The sequence below is a fragment of the Caballeronia catudaia genome, from assembly GCF_001544755.2.
Classification (GTDB): Bacteria; Pseudomonadota; Gammaproteobacteria; order Burkholderiales; family Burkholderiaceae; genus Caballeronia; species Caballeronia catudaia.
On record NZ_FCOF02000002.1, the window covers coordinates 163429 to 179489 of the forward strand.

Here is a 16061-nt window from a genome sequence, read left to right on the forward strand (position 1 = left end):
CGCCGCTACAATGCGTCCATGTCGAAAACCAAACACGTCTCCGAAACGCCCGCGACGCAATTCCTGCGTCGTCATAAGGTCGATTTCGGCGAGCATCCTTACGACTATGTCGAGCACGGCGGCACGGAGGAATCCGCGCGGCAGCTCGGCGTGGACGAGCATAGCGTCGTCAAGACGCTGGTGATGGAAGACGAGCACGCGAAGCCGCTCATCGTGCTGATGCACGGCGACCGCACCGTATCCACCAAGAACCTCGCGCGGCAGACGGGCGCGAAGCGCATCGAGCCGTGCAAACCGGACGTCGCGAACCGGCACTCGGGCTTTCTCGTCGGCGGAACGTCGCCGTTTGGAACGAAGAAAGCCATGCCGGTGTACGTCGAGTCGAGCATTCTCGATCTCGACCTGATCTATCTGAACGGTGGGCGGCGCGGCTATCTCGTGAGCCTGAAACCGTCGGTGCTCACCGAACTGCTCATTGCTACGCCCGTACAGTGCGCGAGCGTCGATTAGAATGCCTTCCGCTCTCGCCACAACCTACAAGACACCATGATTTTTCTGATCGTCGCCGTCGTGTCCTATCTGATCGGCTCGATTTCATTCGCCGTCGTCGTGAGTCACGCGATGGGCCTGGCCGATCCCCGCTCGTACGGCTCGGGCAATCCCGGCGCGACCAACGTGCTGCGCACCGGCAACAAGAAAGCCGCGATCCTCACACTCATCGGCGATGCATTCAAGGGCTGGCTGCCCGTGTGGATCGTCGCGCATTTCGGCGCGAGCTTCGGATGGGATCAGACGGGCGTCAATACCGCGACCGCGCTCGCGGCCATCGCCGTGTTCCTCGGGCATTTGTACCCGGTCTTCTTCAGGTTCCAGGGTGGCAAGGGCGTCGCGACGGCGGCGGGCGTGCTGCTCGCGATCCATCCGGCGCTCGGCATCGCGACGCTGCTCACGTGGCTCATCATCGCGTTCTTCTTCCGCTATTCGTCGCTGGCGGCGCTCGTCGCGGCCGTGTTCGCGCCGTTCTTTCAGGTCTTTCTATTCGGGCCGGGCCGCATCTCGCTCGCCGTTCTCGCGATGAGTTTGCTGCTCATCTGGCGGCATCGCGCCAATATCTCGAAACTGCTCGCGGGCAAGGAAAGCCGCATCGGCGAGAAGAAGAAAGCGGTCGAGTAAATAAAAAAGCCGTTCCGGTGCGAGACGGAACGGCTTTGTCGAAACAGGAAAAGCTCAGTCGCGGAAGTTGTTGAAGTCGAGCGGCGTGTCCGTGACTTCCTTCTTGAGCAGCGCAATGGCGCCCTGCAGGTCGTCGCGCTTCGTGCCTTGCACGCGCACCGCGTCGCCCTGAATGCTCGCCTGCACCTTGATCTTGCTGTCCTTCACGATCTTGACGATCTTCTTCGCCAGATCGCCCGAGACGCCTTTCTTGACCGTGACGACCTGCTTGAGTTTGTCGCCGCCGATCTTCTCCTGCTTGCCGTAATCGAGAAAACGCACGTCGACGCCGCGCTTGGCCAATTTGTTCAGCAGGACGTCCTTCACCTGGCCGAGCTTGAAATCGTCGTCGGCGTAGAGCGTGAGTTCGCGCTCCTTTTGCTCGACGCGTGAATCCGAACCCTTGAAGTCGAAGCGCGTCGAGATTTCCTTGTTCGATTGCTCGATGGCGTTCTTCACTTCGATCATGTTTGCTTCGCTGACGACGTCAAACGATGGCATTGCTGTTTCTCCTTCATTGAGGCGAGCGCGGCTGGACGCGCTCGCGCTATCGCTATAATCACGAACCTGACGTCATTTTACCGACGCGCCTCGCTCATGTCGCTTCAGCTTCTCACGGATTTCCCGCTCCTCCCGCATAACACGTTCGGTTTCGACGTGCGCGCCCGCCACGCCATGCGCATCGATTCCGTCGATGCGGCCGCCTCGCTCGCTCGCGACGCGCGCATCGCGAACCTGCCGCAACTCGTGCTCGGCGGCGGCAGCAACGTCGTGCTGACGCGCGATTTCGACGGCGTCGCGCTGATCGTCGGCATCGCGGGCAAACGCGTGATCGGCGAGGACGACGACGCGTGGCTCGTCGAAGCCGGCGCGGGCGAGAACTGGCACGACTTCGTCGCCTGGACGCTCGCACATGGCATGCCGGGCCTCGAAAACCTGGCGCTGATTCCCGGCACGGTCGGCGCGGCGCCGATTCAGAACATCGGCGCGTACGGCCTCGAAATGGGCGAGCGCTTCGAGCGCCTGAGCGCGGTGGAGCTCGCGACGGGCGAGCGCGTGGACTTCGATCGCGCCGCATGTGCGTTCGGTTATCGCGACAGCTTCTTCAAGCGGGCAGGGCGCGGGCGCTTCATGATCACGTCGGTGGTGTTCCGGCTGCCGAAAGCGTGGACGCCGCGCGCCGACTATGCCGATGTCGCGCGCGCGCTCGAAGGCGCCGGAAAATGCGATGCGAAGGCCGTTTTCGATGCCGTCGTCGCCGTGCGGCGCGCCAAGCTGCCCGACTGGACCGTGCTCGGCAACGCGGGCAGCTTCTTCAAGAATCCGGTCGTGAGCGCGCTGGCGTTCGAAACCTTGAAAGCGCGTGAACCCGGCGTCGTGTCGTATCCGCAGCACGACGGGCAGGTGAAGCTCGCGGCGGGCTGGCTGATCGACCGATGCGGCTGGAAAGGGCGCGGCATCGGCGGCGCGGCGGTGCACGACCGGCAGGCGCTCGTGCTCGTGAATCGCGGCGGCGCAACGGGCGCGCAGGTGCTCGAACTCGCTGAAGCCATCAAGCGCGATGTGCTCGCGCGTTTCGATGTCGAGCTGGAGATGGAGCCGGTCTGCCTCTGACGTCGCCGCGCAAATAAAAACCCGCTGGATTTCGAAGCCCAGCGGGTTTTTTTACGTCACAACGCCAGAGAATCAGTCTCGGCGCTGACGACGCGCGTTCTCCGCGATCCGCATGCGCAGCGCATTCAGCTTGATGAAGCCGCCGGCGTCGGCCTGGTTGTAGGCGCCGCCGTCGTCGTCGAAGGTCGCGATGTTCTTGTCGAACAGGGTTTCCTTCGAATCGCGCGCGACAACCGACACGCTGCCCTTGTAGAGCTTCACGCGCACCCAGCCGTTGACCTTCTCTTGCGTGTGGTCGATCAGCACTTGGATCGCGCGGCGCTCCGGGCTCCACCAGTAGCCGTTGTAGATCAGCGATGCGTAACGGGCCATCAGATCGTCCTTCAGGTGCGCGACTTCGCGATCGAGCGTGATCGACTCGATACCGCGGTGCGCCTTCAGCATGATCGTGCCGCCCGGCGTTTCATAGCAGCCGCGCGACTTCATGCCGACGTAACGGTTCTCGACCAGATCCAGCCGGCCGATGCCGTGCTTGCCGCCGAGACGGTTCAGCTCGGTCAGCATTTCCGCGGGCGACAGGCGCTTGCCATTCAGCGCGACGGGATCGCCGTGCTCGTATTCGACGTCCAGATATTCCGGCTGATCCGGCGCCTCTTCCGGCGACACCGTCCAGCGCCACATTTCGGCTTCGGCCTCGGCCTTCGGGTCTTCCAGATGGCGGCCTTCGAACGAGATGTGCAGCAGATTCGCGTCCATCGAGTAGGGCGCGCCGCCTTGCTTGTGCTTCATTTCGATCGGAATGCCGGCCTTTTCCGCGTACGCGAGCAGCTTTTCGCGCGAGAGCAGATCCCATTCACGCCACGGCGCGATGACCTTGATGCCCGGTTCCAGCGCGTAATAGCCGAGCTCGAAGCGCACCTGGTCGTTGCCCTTGCCGGTCGCGCCGTGCGAGACGGCCTGTGCGCCGGACGCGCGCGCGATCTCGATCTGGCGCTTCGCGATCAGCGGACGCGCGATCGACGTGCCGAGCAGATATTCGCCTTCGTAGATGGTGTTCGCGCGGAACATCGGGAACACGAAATCGCGGACGAACTCTTCGCGCAGATCGTCGATGAAAATGTTCTCCGGCTTGATGCCGAGCTGGATCGCTTTCTTGCGTGCGGGTTCCAGCTCCTCGCCCTGGCCGATGTCGGCCGTGAAGGTGACGACTTCGGCGTCGTAGTTGTCCTGCAACCACTTCAGGATGACGGAGGTGTCGAGACCGCCCGAATAGGCGAGCACGACTTTCTTGATATCGCTCATGGTGAACTCGTGTGCGGAAAAGCCGGTGCGGCGGTTGTGCGCCGCTTCGCGTCCGCCGCGCGCGACGGGCATGAAGTGCGCGGAAAAAATACTATTTTGACATTAAAAAGCCGCGCTCCCGTAAATTTGGGATGCGCGGCTCGTCGGCGCTCAATGGTTGAGCTTGCCGAGCAGGAGATACTCCATCAGCGCCTTCTGGACGTGCAGACGGTTTTCCGCCTCGTCCCAGACGACGCTCTGCGGACCATCGATGACATCCGCGCTCACTTCCTCGCCGCGGTGCGCGGGCAGGCAGTGCATGAAGAGCGCATCGGGATTGGCGCGCGCCATCATTTCGGCATCGACGCAATAGTCGGCGAACGCTTTCATGCGCGCTTCGTTCTCGGCTTCGTAGCCCATGCTGGTCCACACGTCCGTCGTGACGAGGTCCGCGCCTGCGCAGGCTTCGTTCGGATCGTCGAATTCAGTGAAGAACGGCTTGCTTTCCTCGGCGACGAGCGCGGGATCGAGCTTGTAGCCCAGCGGCGTCGACAGGCGCAGCTTGAACCCGAGAATCTGGGCCGCCTCGATCCACGTATAGAGCATGTTGTTCGCATCGCCGACCCACGCGACCGTCTTGCCGTGAATCGGCCCGCGGTGCTCATAGAACGTGAAGATGTCGGCCAGCACCTGACACGGGTGATACTCGTTGGTCAGCCCGTTGATGACCGGCACGCGCGAACTTTCCGCGAAGCGCTTGATGATGTCCTGGCCGAACGTGCGGATCATGATGATGTCGACCATGCGCGAAATGACCTGCGCCGAATCTTCGATCGGCTCGCCGCGGCCGAGCTGCGTGTCGCGCGTGTTCATGAAGACCGCGTGGCCGCCGAGCTGGAAGATGCCCGCCTCGAACGAGAGACGCGTGCGCGTCGAGCTTTTCTCGAAGATCATCGCGAGCGTGCGGTCGTGCAGCGGATGATACGTCTCGTAGTTCTTGAACTTGCGCTTCAGGATGCGCGCGCGTTCGAGCACGTACTCGTAGTCGTCGAGCGAAAAATCCTTGAACTGAAGATAGTGGCGAATTTTCTTGGCGGTCATGAAACGCAAGCGGCGGCTCCGAACCGGCCGCGTTCATGGGCCGGACGGCGCCGCCGTCGGAAGTGGGTATCGCATTTGAGCATAAAGGATTTTGTGATGTTTGACGAGGCTGGCCAAAAGGACGATCGTCGTCGCACAGGCCCCGTCGGCGGCGCGTTCGTGTCCCGGCGCGGCGTGTCGGATGTCTGTGTGCGCTGCGGAATAGAGGCCGCTGCTGTATAATTGCGCTCGCTCGTTTCAACAGTTCTGCAACACTCAGCAGCGTTTCATGCGCATCAGCGGCGAACGATTCGCAAGAATCCGGTCGGCGTGATTGTGCGCGTTTTCGATTCCGCGGTGGTCTGTCCAGTGCTGTCGAGTCCGCCATTCCTGTCGCGGGCGCGTACGGTTCTCTCACAGAATCGGCTCGCGCAAGACCGCCCGGCGCCATCGCTGCGCCGGCACTTTCGGTTTCCTGCGTCAGGCATGTGCGTTCCGGTGCGCGCCACCGGCCGTCAAAAGGTATTGCTACATGGCTGAATCATCCCCTACCGAATACTTCATACAAGGCATCACCAAGAGCGGGAGGAAGTTTCGGCCGAGCGACTGGTGCGAGCGCCTGGCTGGCGTGATGTCCGGCTTCGGTCCCAAGGCGAGAGGGCCGAACGCGCGTCTGCAATATTCCATCTACGTTCGCCCGACGATGATCGGCGACATCAAGGTCGTGATCCTCGATTCGCGCTTGCGCGACATCGAGCCGATGGCATTCGACTTCGTTCTCAACTTCGCGAAAGACAATGATCTCGTCGTGACCGAGGCGTGCGAGCTGCCGCCGCATCACGGCACGCAGACGCAGCAGAACACCTGAAGCGCGAGAGAGCTCAGACGCAAAAAAGCCCGCCGAAGCGGGCTTTTTCGTTACTGCGCAGCGGAAACAGGAAGCTGCTTCGGCGAACGGCCGGTCCTTAAGAGCGGAGCGCGCGCCGGAAGCGAGCTGGAATTACTGAGCCGCGGGGGCCTGCAGGCCCTTGATGGCTGCAGCCAGGCGGCTCTTGTGACGAGCGGCCTTGTTCTTGTGGATGATCTTCTTGTCCGCGATGATGTCCATCGTCTTGACCGACGACTTGAACACTTCGGCGGCCTTGGCCTGATCGCCAGCATCGATAGCCTTACGAACTGCCTTGATGGCCGTGCGGAACTTCGAGCGCAGCGCCGAGTTGTGCGAGTTGGCCTTGGCGGCCTGACGGGCGCGCTTGCGAGCTTGTGCGGTATTTGCCATGACGGTTTCCTTTTTCCTGTTTCAGCTGTTACTTGTCCGGAGCACGCGGCCGGCGAGGGCCGTGAAGAGCCTTGGAGACAGGCCGTTCGAGCGTGCTGCCTTTGATCTGAAATCCCGGGAACGATTGCCCGAGAACCTTAAAACATAGCCGGCAGGGCCGGAAAAGACGTGAAGCCACGCAAAGCGGAGCTCCGAAACCCGCAATTATAGCAAGGGAATATGAGACGTGACAAGCGCGGCGTACGCACGCCGTCCGACGGGGCCGCGGTGGATGCAATCGGCCAATCGTGCGGCGTTGCCCGCCAGCGAGCGTTCGCAATCAGCGCAGTCTGGTAGGCGCGTCGCGGGCGCCCCGTATAATAAGCGCCCCATGAATCTATTCCGAGCCCTCCTGACGGTCAGCGGCTTCACGCTGCTGTCCCGCGTGACCGGCCTGATCCGCGAAACGCTGATCGCCCGAGCCTTCGGCGCCAGTCTCTATACCGACGCGTTCTATGTCGCGTTCCGAATTCCGAACCTGCTGCGGCGCCTGTCCGCGGAAGGCGCGTTCGCGCAGGCGTTCGTGCCGATCCTCGCCGAGTTCAAGAACAGCAAGGGCCACGATCCGACCAAGGCGCTCGTCGACGCGATGTCGACCGTGCTGACGTGGGGCCTCGTCGTGCTGTCGATCATCGGCATGGCCGGCGCGAGCTGGGTCGTGTTCGCGGTCGCATCGGGGCTCGCGCACGAAGGCACCGCTTACGGACTCGCGGTCGACATGACGCGCATCATGTTCCCGTACATCGTCTTCATCTCGATGACGACGCTCGCGTCCGGCGTGCTCAATACCTACAAGCAGTTCTCGCTGCCCGCGTTCGCGCCGGTGCTGCTGAACGTGTCGTTCATCTTTGCGGCGGTGTTCGTCGCGCCTTACTTGAAAATGCCCGTGTACGCGCTCGCTTACGCGGTGATCGTGGGCGGCATCCTGCAATTGCTCGTGCAGGTTCCGGGGCTGAAGAAAATCGACATGGTGCCGCGCATCGGCCTGAGTTTTCCGCGCGCGCTCGCGCATCCGGGTGTCAAACGCGTGCTGCTGAAGATGGTGCCCGCGACTTTCGCGGTGTCGGTCGGGCAACTGAGCCTCATCATCAATACGAATATCGCGTCGAATATCGGGCAGGGCGCCGTTTCGTGGATCAACTACGCCGACCGGCTGATGGAATTCCCCACCGCGCTCCTCGGTGCGGCGCTCGGCACGATTCTCCTGCCGAGCCTTTCGAAGGCGCATGTCGACGCAGACAACGTCGAGTATTCCGCTCTACTCGACTGGGGCTTGCGGATCACTTTCCTGCTGGCCGCGCCGAGCGCGATCGCGCTGTTCTTCTTCGCCGAGCCGCTCACCGCGACGCTCTTTCACTACGGCAGATTCGACAACCATTCCGTCGTGATGGTCGGCCGCGCGCTGTCGGCGTACGGCATCGGGCTTGTCGGCCTCATCCTCATCAAGATTCTCGCGCCGGGCTTCTACGCGAAGCAGGACATCAAGACGCCGGTGAAGATCGCCGTCTTCGTGCTCGTGATGACGCAGGTGAGCAACTACGTCTTCGTGCCGATCTTTTCCCACGCGGGTCTGACGCTTTCCATCGGCCTCGGCGCGCTCGCCAATGCGGGTCTGTTGTTCCTGGGCCTGCGCCACCGCAAGATCTATCGTCCGTCGCCGGGGTGGTTGCGCTTTTTCGCGCAACTGATCGGCGCGTGCCTGATTCTTGCGGGCACGATGCACTGGGTCGCGATCAACTTCGACTGGATCGGCATGCGCGCGACGCCGTTCCTGCGCGTCGCATTGCTCGGCGCGAGTCTCGTCGTGTTCGCCGCGCTATATTTCGGTATTCTGTCCGCAATGGGCTTCAAATACGCCTATTTCAAGAGACGCACGCTTTGATGACGACAACGCGTATCCTCGACTACTTTTCTTCGCTGATGGCGGATGACGACACGCTTCCGCTCACGGAAGCGGCCTTGTCGCTCGCGCAGGACGCGTATCCCGACCTCGACATGCAGACGGTGCTCGCCGAGATCGACGAACTCGTCGTGCGTGCGCGCCGCCGCGTGCCCGACGACGCGGACGTGAAGCAGAAAGTCGATGCGCTCAATCGTTATTTCTTTCGCGAGCTGGGTTTCTCCAGCAACCTCAACGATTACTACGACCCCGACAACAGCCATCTGAACGTGGTGATGCGGCGCCGGCGCGGCATTCCGATTTCGCTCGCCGTGGTCTATCTGGAAATGGCCGAGCAGCTCGGCGTGCCGGCGCGCGGCGTGTCGTTTCCGGGGCATTTCCTGCTGCGCGTCGCGACGCCCGGCCAGGATCTGATGCTCGATCCGACGACCGGTCAGACGCTCTCCGAAGCGCAGATGGTCGAGATGCTGGAGCCGTATGTGCAGCGCGCGGGAGAATCGATCGGCAGCGCGCTGCGCGTTCTGCTGCAGCCCGCGACGCGCCGCGAGATCATCGCGCGCATGCTGCGCAATCTGAAGGGCATTTACTTGCAGACGGAGCGCTGGCAGCGTCTGCTCGCGGTTCAGCAACGGCTCGTGATCGCGCTGCCGCACAGCATCGAGGAAGTGCGCGATCGCGGCTTCGCGTATGCGCGACTCGATTACCTGCGTCCGGCGCTGGAGGATTTGCAGCGCTATATCGAGATTCGGCCCGACGCCGAAGACGCGACGGTCGTCGAGACCGAATTGCACGAATTGCGGCAACGCACGCAGCACGACGACGACTGACCATCGCCGCGCGCGCGGTTACTTCGGCTGCATGCGGATTGCGCCGTCGAGGCGGATCACTTCGCCGTTGAGCATCGGGTTGTCGAAGATCTGCTTGACGAGCATCGCGTATTCGTCCGGCTTGCCGAGACGCGGCGGGAACGGCACCATCGCGCCGAGCGCATCCTGCACGTCCTTCGGCATGCCGAGCAGCATCGGCGTTTCAAAGAGGCCCGGTGCGATCGTCATCACGCGGATCCCGCTCCTGCTCAGATCGCGAGCGATCGGCAGCGTCATGCCCGCGACGCCGCTCTTGGACGCAGCATAAGCCGCCTGACCCATCTGCCCGTCGAACGCGGCGACCGATGCCGTGTTCACGACCACGCCGCGCTCGCCCGCGTCATTCGTTTCGTTCTTCGACATCACGTTCGCCGCGAGCCGGATCATGTTGAACGTGCCGATGAGATTCACCGCGATCACCTTCGAGAAGAGATCGAGCGCATGAGGTCCGTCGCGCCCGACCGTCTTCGCCGCCGGCGCGATGCCCGCGCAGTTCACGAGACCGCGCAGCGTGCCGAGCTTCAGCGCGGCATTGATCGTGCGCTGGCCGTCGCTTTCCTGGCTCACGTCGCATTTGACGAACGCGCCGCCGAGTTCCTGCGCGAGCGCTTCGCCCGCTGCCTCGTTCATGTCGGCCAGCACGACCTTGCCGCCGTTCTTCGCGATGAGCCGCGCGGTCGCCGCGCCCAGACCGGATGCACCGCCGGTGATCAGAAAGACGTTGCCTTGCATCTCCATGCTTCTTCTCCTTTATGTGATTCGTGCGTGCGAGGGCGGGGATGAAAGCCGCTCGCGCCGATGCGTGTCCTTGTAGGAAACGCGTCGATTGTAGCGAAGCCGCCTGCTGCAAATCCGCACGACGGTCATGCGCGCTTATACGGATGCATGGGCACAAAAAAACCCGCTCACGGGGAGCGGGCTTTCATCGGACACGAACGAACGCGAGAAGCTTTACTTCAGCGCGTCGAACACGCGCGTGCGGATTTCATCGACGGTGCCGAGACCGAGAATCTTGCGATACTCCGGCGCCTTGAGACCGTTCGGTGCGGAGCCGTTCTGCGCCCAGTCGTTGTAGTACGCGATCAGCGGCTTCGTCTGTGCGACATACACGTCGAGACGCTTTTTCACCGTTTCTTCCTTGTCGTCGTCGCGCTGGATGAGCGGCTCGCCGGTGACGTCGTCGGTCATGTCGACCTTCGGCGGATTGAACCTGACGTGATAGGTGCGGCCCGATGCCGCATGCACGCGCCGACCGCTCATACGAGTGATGATCTCCTCGAAGGGTACGTCGATTTCGAGCACGTAGTCGATCGCGACGCCGGCGTCTTTCATCGCTTCGGCTTGCGGCAGCGTGCGCGGAAAGCCGTCGAAGAGGTAGCCGTTCTTGCAGTCGTCGAGAAGCAAACGCTCCTTCACGAGATTGATGATGAGCGAATCCGGCACCAGCTCGCCCGCGTCCATGTAGCGCTTCGCCTCGACGCCGAGCGGCGAGCCTGCCTTGACGGCCGCGCGCAGCATGTCGCCGGTCGAAATCTGCGGAATGCCGAATTTCTCCTTGATGAAGTTTGCCTGGGTGCCCTTGCCCGCACCGGGTGCGCCCAACAGGATCAAACGCATGGTGATATCTCCGAATCGTCTATAAACCGCTTCAAGCCGCGAGGCTGATTTGACATCCGGAAGGCCTGGCTCGTGCGGCGTCGACGACAGGGCGCGCGGCCGAAAAGAGAGGCGGCGGGCACCGGCGGACAGCGGCGCAACGTTGAGCGTGGCGCTGACCGGAAGGCTCGCGCAATCGCTTGATTATGCCACGGCTCTTTACGATCGCGACCGTAATAACGCGTATGGAAACCGCCAGAAACCCCGTCGAATCGGGCATTCGGCGGGGTTTACACGGGTTGTGCCGCGGCTTTCAGTTCGCTTTGGGGAAGAGCGCCTGGACGCGCTCGAGATCGGCGGGCGTATCGACGCCGGGCGGCGGCGCGTCCCGTGTCACGCGCACCGCGATGCGCTCGCCGTGCCACAGCGCGCGCAGTTGTTCCAGCGCTTCGGCGGCTTCGATCGGCGCCTGCGCGAGATTCGGGAAGCCGCGCAGGAATTTCGCGCGATAGGCGTACAGCCCGATATGCCGCAGCACGTTCTCCGGCACGCAAGGCAACTGTCCGAGCGCGGCGACGTCCGGCCAGTGCGGTTGCCAGAGATCGCGCGTCCACGGAATCGGCGCGCGCGAGAAGTAGAGCGCGACGCTCTGTGCGTCCAGCACGACCTTCACGACGTTCGGATTGAACACGTCCGCCGGATCGTGGATCGGATGCGCGGCCGTGGCGATCGCGCATTGGGGATGCGCCGCGAGATGATCGGCGACATCGCGCACGAGCCGAGGATCGATGAGCGGCTCGTCGCCCTGCACGTTGACGACGATCGCGTCGTCGGCCCAGTTCAGACGCGTCGCGACTTCGGCCAGGCGATCCGTGCCGGTGGGATGATCGGAGCGCGTCAGCATCACTTCGATGCCGTGATCGCGCGCGGCTTCGACCACGCGGTCGGAGTCGGTCGCGACGAGCACGTGCGATGCGCCGGATTCACGCGCGCGCTCGGCTACGCGCACGACCATCGGCTTGCCGCCGATATCGGCAAGCGGCTTGTTCGGCAGGCGCGTGGACGCGAGGCGCGCGGGAATGACCGCGATGAACGGAACGGACATGTTTTTTCTACAGGATCAGGCGTCGCCGGCCGGTTTGATCGGCTCGACGGGCGTGCCTTCGACCGTTTGACGCGCTTCATCGACGAGCATCACGGGAATGCCGTCGCGGATCGGATAGGCGAGCTTGTCGGCGCTGCAGACGAGTTCCTGCGCGGCGCGATCGTAAGTGAGCGGGCCTTTGCAGATCGGGCAAACGAGGATTTCAAGCAGACGTGCGTCCACGGAGTTTCTCCACAACAAGAGCGATGAGGCGCGGCCGCAGCACGGCTTGCACCGGAACGACCCAGATGCGTGCGTCGCGCCAGGCACCCAATTTTACTGCATCCTTTTCGGTGATCAGGATGGCATCGGCTTCCACGCCCGCGAACGGATTCTCGCGAAACGCGTAGTGATCGGGAAACGCGCGCGTCGATGGTGTGATGCCCGCCGCGCGCAGCGTCGCGAAGAAGCGCTCCGGCGAGCCGATGCCCGCCGCCGCGACCACTTTCTCGCCCACGAATTGGTCGAGCGGACGGCGCTGGTGCGGATCGTCGAGCAGCCATGCCTCGCCGGTTTCGAGCTCGAGCGCGAACGTGTTCGGCCACGGCGGCAGCGTGCGCTCATACGGACTGTTGACGAGCGTGGCGTCCCGGCGGCGCGACATCGGCTCGCGCAGCGGGCCGGCGGGCAGCAGGAAGCCGTTGCCGCCGAGACGGTCGTCGAACACGACGAGTTCGAACGCGCGCGCGAGGCGATAGTGTTGCAGGCCGTCATCGGAGACGAGCACATCGACATTTGGATGGGCCTGGAGCAGCGCCTTCGCCGCCGCCACGCGATCCGGGCAGACGAACACCGGCGCGTGCGTGCGGCGCGCGATCAGGAGCGGCTCGTCGCCGACCTGCGTGGCGCTGCTCGTCGGCGTGACGCTCGTCGGTTTCGCGACTTTCGCGCCGTAGCCGCGCGAGACGACGCCCGGCTGGAAGCCGGCGGCGCGCAGGGCCTCGACGAGCGCGATGACAGTCGGCGTCTTTCCCGTCCCGCCGACGGTCACGTTGCCCACGACGACAACCGGCACGCCAGGATCGATGCGCTTGAGCCAGCCGAGTTCGAAGAAGGCGCGCCGCGTCGCCGCGACTGCGCCGAAGAGGCAGGCGAAAGGCGTCAGCGCCCACGCAACGGGGCCGCGCCGGCGCCATTCGCGGGCGAGGAAGTTCTCGATCGGCGGCTTGAAATCAGACATGGACCGCCTTCGCGCGGGACGCTGTCGGGAAGGAAGTCGGACGTGGCGTGACGTGCAACGGCAGCTCCTCGTGATATCGGTTGGCGTTGAACGGCTTCGGCGAAACGCGGCTGACGGGCTGCGCGGTCCGTTACTCGAACCCGGCACTCTAGCGCGCGAGCGCCGTGTGCGCCAGTCGGCGGCGCGGGTAAGACGCCTGTGGATAACTCTGTGAAGAACTTGTGGCCCGCAAACCGCAAAACCGCGTCAGGAAAGAGTTGCTCCGGGACTTACACTCATTACTTGAATTTTTTTTAGCGAAATCAACCTGTTAGAACGAAGTGTCGGGCTTCCGGCGACGCTGCGGCGTGCGCGACGGTAAGTCTTTCTGTGTGGACACTTGTTACACTTGCGCACCGCGTCCAGCGGCGTTTGTCCATCGGGCAGGCGGCCGCATCGCCAGCTTTTCTCCGTTCGAGCCATGACTCCCGACACCCTGCCATCACAAAGCGGCGACGCCGTCATCCCTGTTTCCGTGCTCAACCGCGCGATCAGTTCGATGCTCGAACGGTCGTTTCCGCTCGTCTGGGTGTCGGGCGAGGTGTCGAACTTCACGCGCGCGGCGAGCGGCCATTGGTATTTTTCGATCAAGGACGCGGGCGCGCAGATGCGCTGCGTGATGTTCCGCGGCCGCGCGCAGTACGCGGAGTTCATGCCGCGCGAAGGCGACAAGATCGAAGTGCGCGCGCTCGTCACGATGTACGAGCCGCGCGGCGAGTTGCAACTGAACGTGGAAGCGGTGCGCCGCACCGGGCAGGGCAGGCTCTATGAAGCGTTCCTGCGCCTGAAGGCGCAGCTCGAAAGCGAAGGGCTGTTCGCGGCGGAGAGGAAGCGCGCGTTGCCGGGGCATCCGCGTGGCATCGGCATCGTGACGTCGTTGCAGGCGGCCGCGCTGCGCGACGTGCTCACGACGCTCGCGCGCCGTGCACCGCATGTGCCCGTCGTCGTGTATCCGGCGCCGGTGCAGGGCGCGGGCGTGGGCGCGAAGCTCGCCGAGATGGTCGAAGCGGCCAACGCGCGCCGCGAAGTCGACAGGCTCGACGTGCTGATCGTGTGCCGTGGCGGCGGGTCGATCGAAGACTTGTGGGCGTTCAACGAGGAAGTGCTCGCCCGCGCGATCGCGGCGAGCGCGCTGCCGGTGGTGAGCGGCGTCGGGCACGAAACGGATTTCACCATCGCGGATTTCGCCGCCGACGTGCGCGCGCCGACGCCGACCGCCGCCGCCGAACTCGTGAGCCCGCAGCGCGTGCTGCTGTTGCGCGAGCTCGATCATCGGCATGCGGCGCTCGCGCGCGCTTTCGGCAGGACGATGGAGCGTCGCGAGCAGCAACTCGACTGGCTTGCGCGCAGGCTCGTGAGTCCCGCCGAGCGGCTCGCGCGCCAGCGGACGCATCTGCGTCAACTGGCGGGCCGTCTCGTCGCGGCGGGCGCGCGGCCCGTGCGCGATGCGCGCGCACACTTCGCGCTGGTGCATTTCCGCTGGCAGCGCAGACGCCCGGATGTCGCGGCCGGGCGCGAGCATGTATTGCGGCTCGCGCAGCGCATCGGGAGCGCGTACGCGCGACGAGCGGAACGCGAGAAGGCGTGCGTTTCGGAACTGGCGGCGCGCTTGCAGGTGCTGAGCCCGCAGCGCACACTCGAACGCGGTTATGCCGCGCTGATCGACGCGCAATCTGGCCGCGCATTGCGTGCGCCGAATGCGCTCAAGCCGAAGCGGCCGCTGACGGTTCACCTCGCGGAAGGATCGGCGGATGTGATTCTCGCCGATGTCCAGCCGCGTCTGTCAGACGAATTCTGAGCGCAGGAGCAGCGTACATTTGACGTTGGCCGAGGTGCGCGCCGGAGCACTTTTTACGCCGCTCGAATCGAATCGAAAGCGATCTTCCTCATAAAGGGCACACGGTTTGCCGGGTTATCCCAACTCGCCTACAATCCATGCTCCACTGCATCATTCCTCACAGTCCCCCACAAACCACATAGAAAGGAAGCTCGCATCATGGAACATACGCTCCCGCCGCTGCCGTTCGACAAGAACGCGCTCGCTCCGCACATGTCGGAAGAAACGCTCGAGTATCACTATGGCAAGCATCACCAGACCTATGTGACGAACCTCAACAAGCTGATCCCGGGCACCGAATTCGAGAACCTGCCTCTCGAAGAGATCGTGAAGAAGTCGTCGGGCGGCGTGTTCAACAACTCGGCGCAAGTCTGGAATCACACTTTCTTCTGGAACAGCCTGTCGCCGAACGGCGGCGGCGCTCCGACCGGCGCGCTGGCTGACGCCATCAACGCAAAGTACGGCTCGTTCGACAAGTTCAAGGAAGAGTTCGCGAAGGTCGCGACTGGCACGTTCGGCTCGGGCTGGACGTGGCTCGTGAAGAAGACCGACGGCACCGTGGACATCGTGTCGACGAGCAACGCCGCCACGCCGCTCACGACCGACGCTAAGGCGCTCGTGACCATCGACGTGTGGGAGCATGCGTATTACATCGACTATCGCAATGCGCGTCCGAAGTTCATCGAGGCTTACTGGAATATCGTGAACTGGGATTTCGCGGCGAAGAATTTTGGCGCCTAATAGCCGTTGAAGGTTCAGGCGACCTTCGCTTGAAGTATCGGAAGCCGCATCGACCTTGGCCGATGCGGCTTTTTTTTGTGGCAAGGTTCGGAGGACGTCGCGTATGTGAAGCGCCTTTGCGTCCGTAGAATGCGAGCGTCTTTATTCGTTCCGCGCCCGATGCTCACCCTTGCATTAGAATTCAATGCTAGATCGTTCGGATCACTAATTGTTGGCGGCGACGTATTTGCGCTGGCTCATCGACAGCACACCC

17 protein-coding genes are annotated in these 16061 nt (G+C 63.4%); 8 read left to right on the forward strand and 9 right to left on the reverse strand.

Features of this window, described 5'->3' with window-relative positions; translation table 11 throughout:
- Positions 1-18 precede the first annotated feature (18 nt).
- Both ybaK and plsY read left to right on the forward strand, forming a co-directional pair.
- Positions 19-510, forward strand: coding sequence for a Cys-tRNA(Pro) deacylase (ybaK, locus tag AWB75_RS02995; protein WP_061122585.1), 492 nt, complete (start codon positions 19-21; stop codon positions 508-510).
- A 36-nt stretch (positions 511-546) separates the two neighbouring features.
- On the forward strand, positions 547-1173 hold the full coding sequence (plsY, locus tag AWB75_RS03000; RefSeq protein ID WP_061122586.1) for a glycerol-3-phosphate 1-O-acyltransferase PlsY: 627 nt from the start codon (positions 547-549) through the stop codon (positions 1171-1173).
- Positions 1174-1227: 54 nt separating this feature from the next.
- On the opposite strand, the gene AWB75_RS03005 is transcribed toward plsY, so the two are convergent.
- Positions 1228-1713, reverse strand: coding sequence for a YajQ family cyclic di-GMP-binding protein (locus AWB75_RS03005; protein ID WP_061122587.1), 486 nt, complete (start codon positions 1711-1713; stop codon positions 1228-1230).
- 96 nt (positions 1714-1809) lie between these two features.
- Here AWB75_RS03005 and murB point away from each other — a divergent pair, with 96 nt between their 5' ends.
- Positions 1810-2826: a UDP-N-acetylmuramate dehydrogenase gene (gene murB, locus AWB75_RS03010; protein ID WP_061122588.1), complete on the forward strand. Its 1017-nt coding sequence runs from the start codon at positions 1810-1812 to the stop codon at positions 2824-2826.
- A 72-nt stretch (positions 2827-2898) separates the two neighbouring features.
- Here murB and AWB75_RS03015 read toward each other — a convergent pair whose 3' ends face one another.
- Positions 2899-4128 carry an argininosuccinate synthase gene (locus AWB75_RS03015; protein ID WP_061122746.1) on the reverse strand — a complete coding sequence of 410 codons (1230 nt, stop codon included), beginning with the start codon at positions 4126-4128 and terminating at the stop codon, positions 2899-2901.
- Positions 4129-4278: 150 nt separating this feature from the next.
- Positions 4279-5208, reverse strand: coding sequence for an ornithine carbamoyltransferase (gene argF, locus AWB75_RS03020; protein ID WP_061122589.1), 930 nt, complete (start codon positions 5206-5208; stop codon positions 4279-4281).
- Positions 5209-5719: 511 nt separating this feature from the next.
- On the opposite strand from argF, the gene AWB75_RS03025 reads away from it, so the two are divergent.
- Positions 5720-6055 (forward strand): DUF3579 domain-containing protein, encoded by a 336-nt coding sequence (locus tag AWB75_RS03025; RefSeq protein ID WP_061122590.1) that lies wholly within the window; start codon positions 5720-5722, stop codon positions 6053-6055.
- A gap of 132 nt (positions 6056-6187) precedes the next feature.
- Here the strand turns inward: AWB75_RS03025 and rpsT are convergent, their stop codons facing one another.
- The gene (rpsT, locus tag AWB75_RS03030) at positions 6188-6466 is read right to left on the reverse strand and encodes a 30S ribosomal protein S20 (RefSeq protein ID WP_061122591.1); all 279 of its coding nucleotides are present in this window, start codon (positions 6464-6466) and stop codon (positions 6188-6190) included.
- A gap of 370 nt (positions 6467-6836) precedes the next feature.
- Between rpsT and murJ the strand changes: the two genes are divergently transcribed.
- Complete coding sequence (gene murJ, locus AWB75_RS03035) at positions 6837-8387, forward strand: murein biosynthesis integral membrane protein MurJ (RefSeq protein ID WP_061122592.1); 1551 nt, start codon at positions 6837-6839, stop codon at positions 8385-8387.
- The gene (locus AWB75_RS03040; RefSeq protein ID WP_061122593.1) at positions 8387-9232 is read left to right on the forward strand and encodes a SirB1 family protein; all 846 of its coding nucleotides are present in this window, start codon (positions 8387-8389) and stop codon (positions 9230-9232) included. The genes murJ and AWB75_RS03040 overlap by 1 nt, the downstream gene beginning before the upstream one ends.
- An 18-nt stretch (positions 9233-9250) precedes the next feature.
- Here the strand turns inward: AWB75_RS03040 and AWB75_RS03045 are convergent, their stop codons facing one another.
- The 5 genes from AWB75_RS03045 to lpxK form a co-directional block, all read right to left on the reverse strand.
- Positions 9251-10009, reverse strand: a complete 759-nt coding sequence (locus AWB75_RS03045; protein ID WP_061122594.1) for a 3-hydroxyacyl-CoA dehydrogenase — start codon at positions 10007-10009, stop codon at positions 9251-9253.
- Between the two features lie 213 nt (positions 10010-10222).
- Positions 10223-10888, reverse strand: a complete 666-nt coding sequence (gene adk / locus AWB75_RS03050) for an adenylate kinase (RefSeq protein WP_061122595.1) — start codon at positions 10886-10888, stop codon at positions 10223-10225.
- Between the two features lie 292 nt (positions 10889-11180).
- A complete protein-coding gene (kdsB, locus tag AWB75_RS03055; protein ID WP_061122596.1) occupies positions 11181-11972 on the reverse strand; it encodes a 3-deoxy-manno-octulosonate cytidylyltransferase in 792 nt (263 codons plus the stop codon).
- 15 nt (positions 11973-11987) lie between these two features.
- Positions 11988-12194 (reverse strand): Trm112 family protein, encoded by a 207-nt coding sequence (locus AWB75_RS03060; protein WP_061122597.1) that lies wholly within the window; start codon positions 12192-12194, stop codon positions 11988-11990.
- Positions 12175-13191: a tetraacyldisaccharide 4'-kinase gene (gene lpxK, locus AWB75_RS03065; protein WP_061122598.1), complete on the reverse strand. Its 1017-nt coding sequence runs from the start codon at positions 13189-13191 to the stop codon at positions 12175-12177. Before lpxK ends, AWB75_RS03060 begins: the two co-directional genes overlap by 20 nt.
- Positions 13192-13651: 460 nt before the next feature.
- On the opposite strand from lpxK, the gene xseA reads away from it, so the two are divergent.
- The gene (xseA, locus tag AWB75_RS03070; protein ID WP_061122599.1) at positions 13652-15028 is read left to right on the forward strand and encodes an exodeoxyribonuclease VII large subunit; all 1377 of its coding nucleotides are present in this window, start codon (positions 13652-13654) and stop codon (positions 15026-15028) included.
- A 198-nt stretch (positions 15029-15226) separates the two neighbouring features.
- Positions 15227-15808 carry a superoxide dismutase [Fe] gene (gene sodB / locus AWB75_RS03075; protein ID WP_061122600.1) on the forward strand — a complete coding sequence of 194 codons (582 nt, stop codon included), beginning with the start codon at positions 15227-15229 and terminating at the stop codon, positions 15806-15808.
- Positions 15809-16061 lie beyond the last annotated feature (253 nt).

Excerpts from the sequence above, each read along its gene's own strand:
- lpxK (WP_061122598.1), bottom strand. The coding sequence starts at position 13,191 with ATGTCTGATTTCAAGCCGCCGATCGAGAACTTCCTCGCCCGCGAATGG.
- AWB75_RS03040 (WP_061122593.1), top strand. The coding sequence starts at position 8,387 with ATGACGACAACGCGTATCCTCGACTACTTTTCTTCGCTGATGGCGGAT.
- AWB75_RS03015 (WP_061122746.1), bottom strand. The coding sequence starts at position 4,128 with ATGAGCGATATCAAGAAAGTCGTGCTCGCCTATTCGGGCGGTCTCGAC.
- adk (WP_061122595.1), bottom strand. The coding sequence starts at position 10,888 with ATGCGTTTGATCCTGTTGGGCGCACCCGGTGCGGGCAAGGGCACCCAG.
- AWB75_RS03005 (WP_061122587.1), bottom strand. The coding sequence starts at position 1,713 with ATGCCATCGTTTGACGTCGTCAGCGAAGCAAACATGATCGAAGTGAAG.
- rpsT (WP_061122591.1), bottom strand. The coding sequence starts at position 6,466 with ATGGCAAATACCGCACAAGCTCGCAAGCGCGCCCGTCAGGCCGCCAAG.
- sodB (WP_061122600.1), top strand. The coding sequence starts at position 15,227 with ATGGAACATACGCTCCCGCCGCTGCCGTTCGACAAGAACGCGCTCGCT.
- AWB75_RS03025 (WP_061122590.1), top strand. The coding sequence starts at position 5,720 with ATGGCTGAATCATCCCCTACCGAATACTTCATACAAGGCATCACCAAG.
- AWB75_RS03045 (WP_061122594.1), bottom strand. The coding sequence starts at position 10,009 with ATGGAGATGCAAGGCAACGTCTTTCTGATCACCGGCGGTGCATCCGGT.
- kdsB (WP_061122596.1), bottom strand. The coding sequence starts at position 11,972 with ATGTCCGTTCCGTTCATCGCGGTCATTCCCGCGCGCCTCGCGTCCACG.
- xseA (WP_061122599.1), top strand. The coding sequence starts at position 13,652 with ATGACTCCCGACACCCTGCCATCACAAAGCGGCGACGCCGTCATCCCT.
- ybaK (WP_061122585.1), top strand. The coding sequence starts at position 19 with ATGTCGAAAACCAAACACGTCTCCGAAACGCCCGCGACGCAATTCCTG.
- plsY (WP_061122586.1), top strand. The coding sequence starts at position 547 with ATGATTTTTCTGATCGTCGCCGTCGTGTCCTATCTGATCGGCTCGATT.
- murB (WP_061122588.1), top strand. The coding sequence starts at position 1,810 with ATGTCGCTTCAGCTTCTCACGGATTTCCCGCTCCTCCCGCATAACACG.
- argF (WP_061122589.1), bottom strand. The coding sequence starts at position 5,208 with ATGACCGCCAAGAAAATTCGCCACTATCTTCAGTTCAAGGATTTTTCG.
- murJ (WP_061122592.1), top strand. The coding sequence starts at position 6,837 with ATGAATCTATTCCGAGCCCTCCTGACGGTCAGCGGCTTCACGCTGCTG.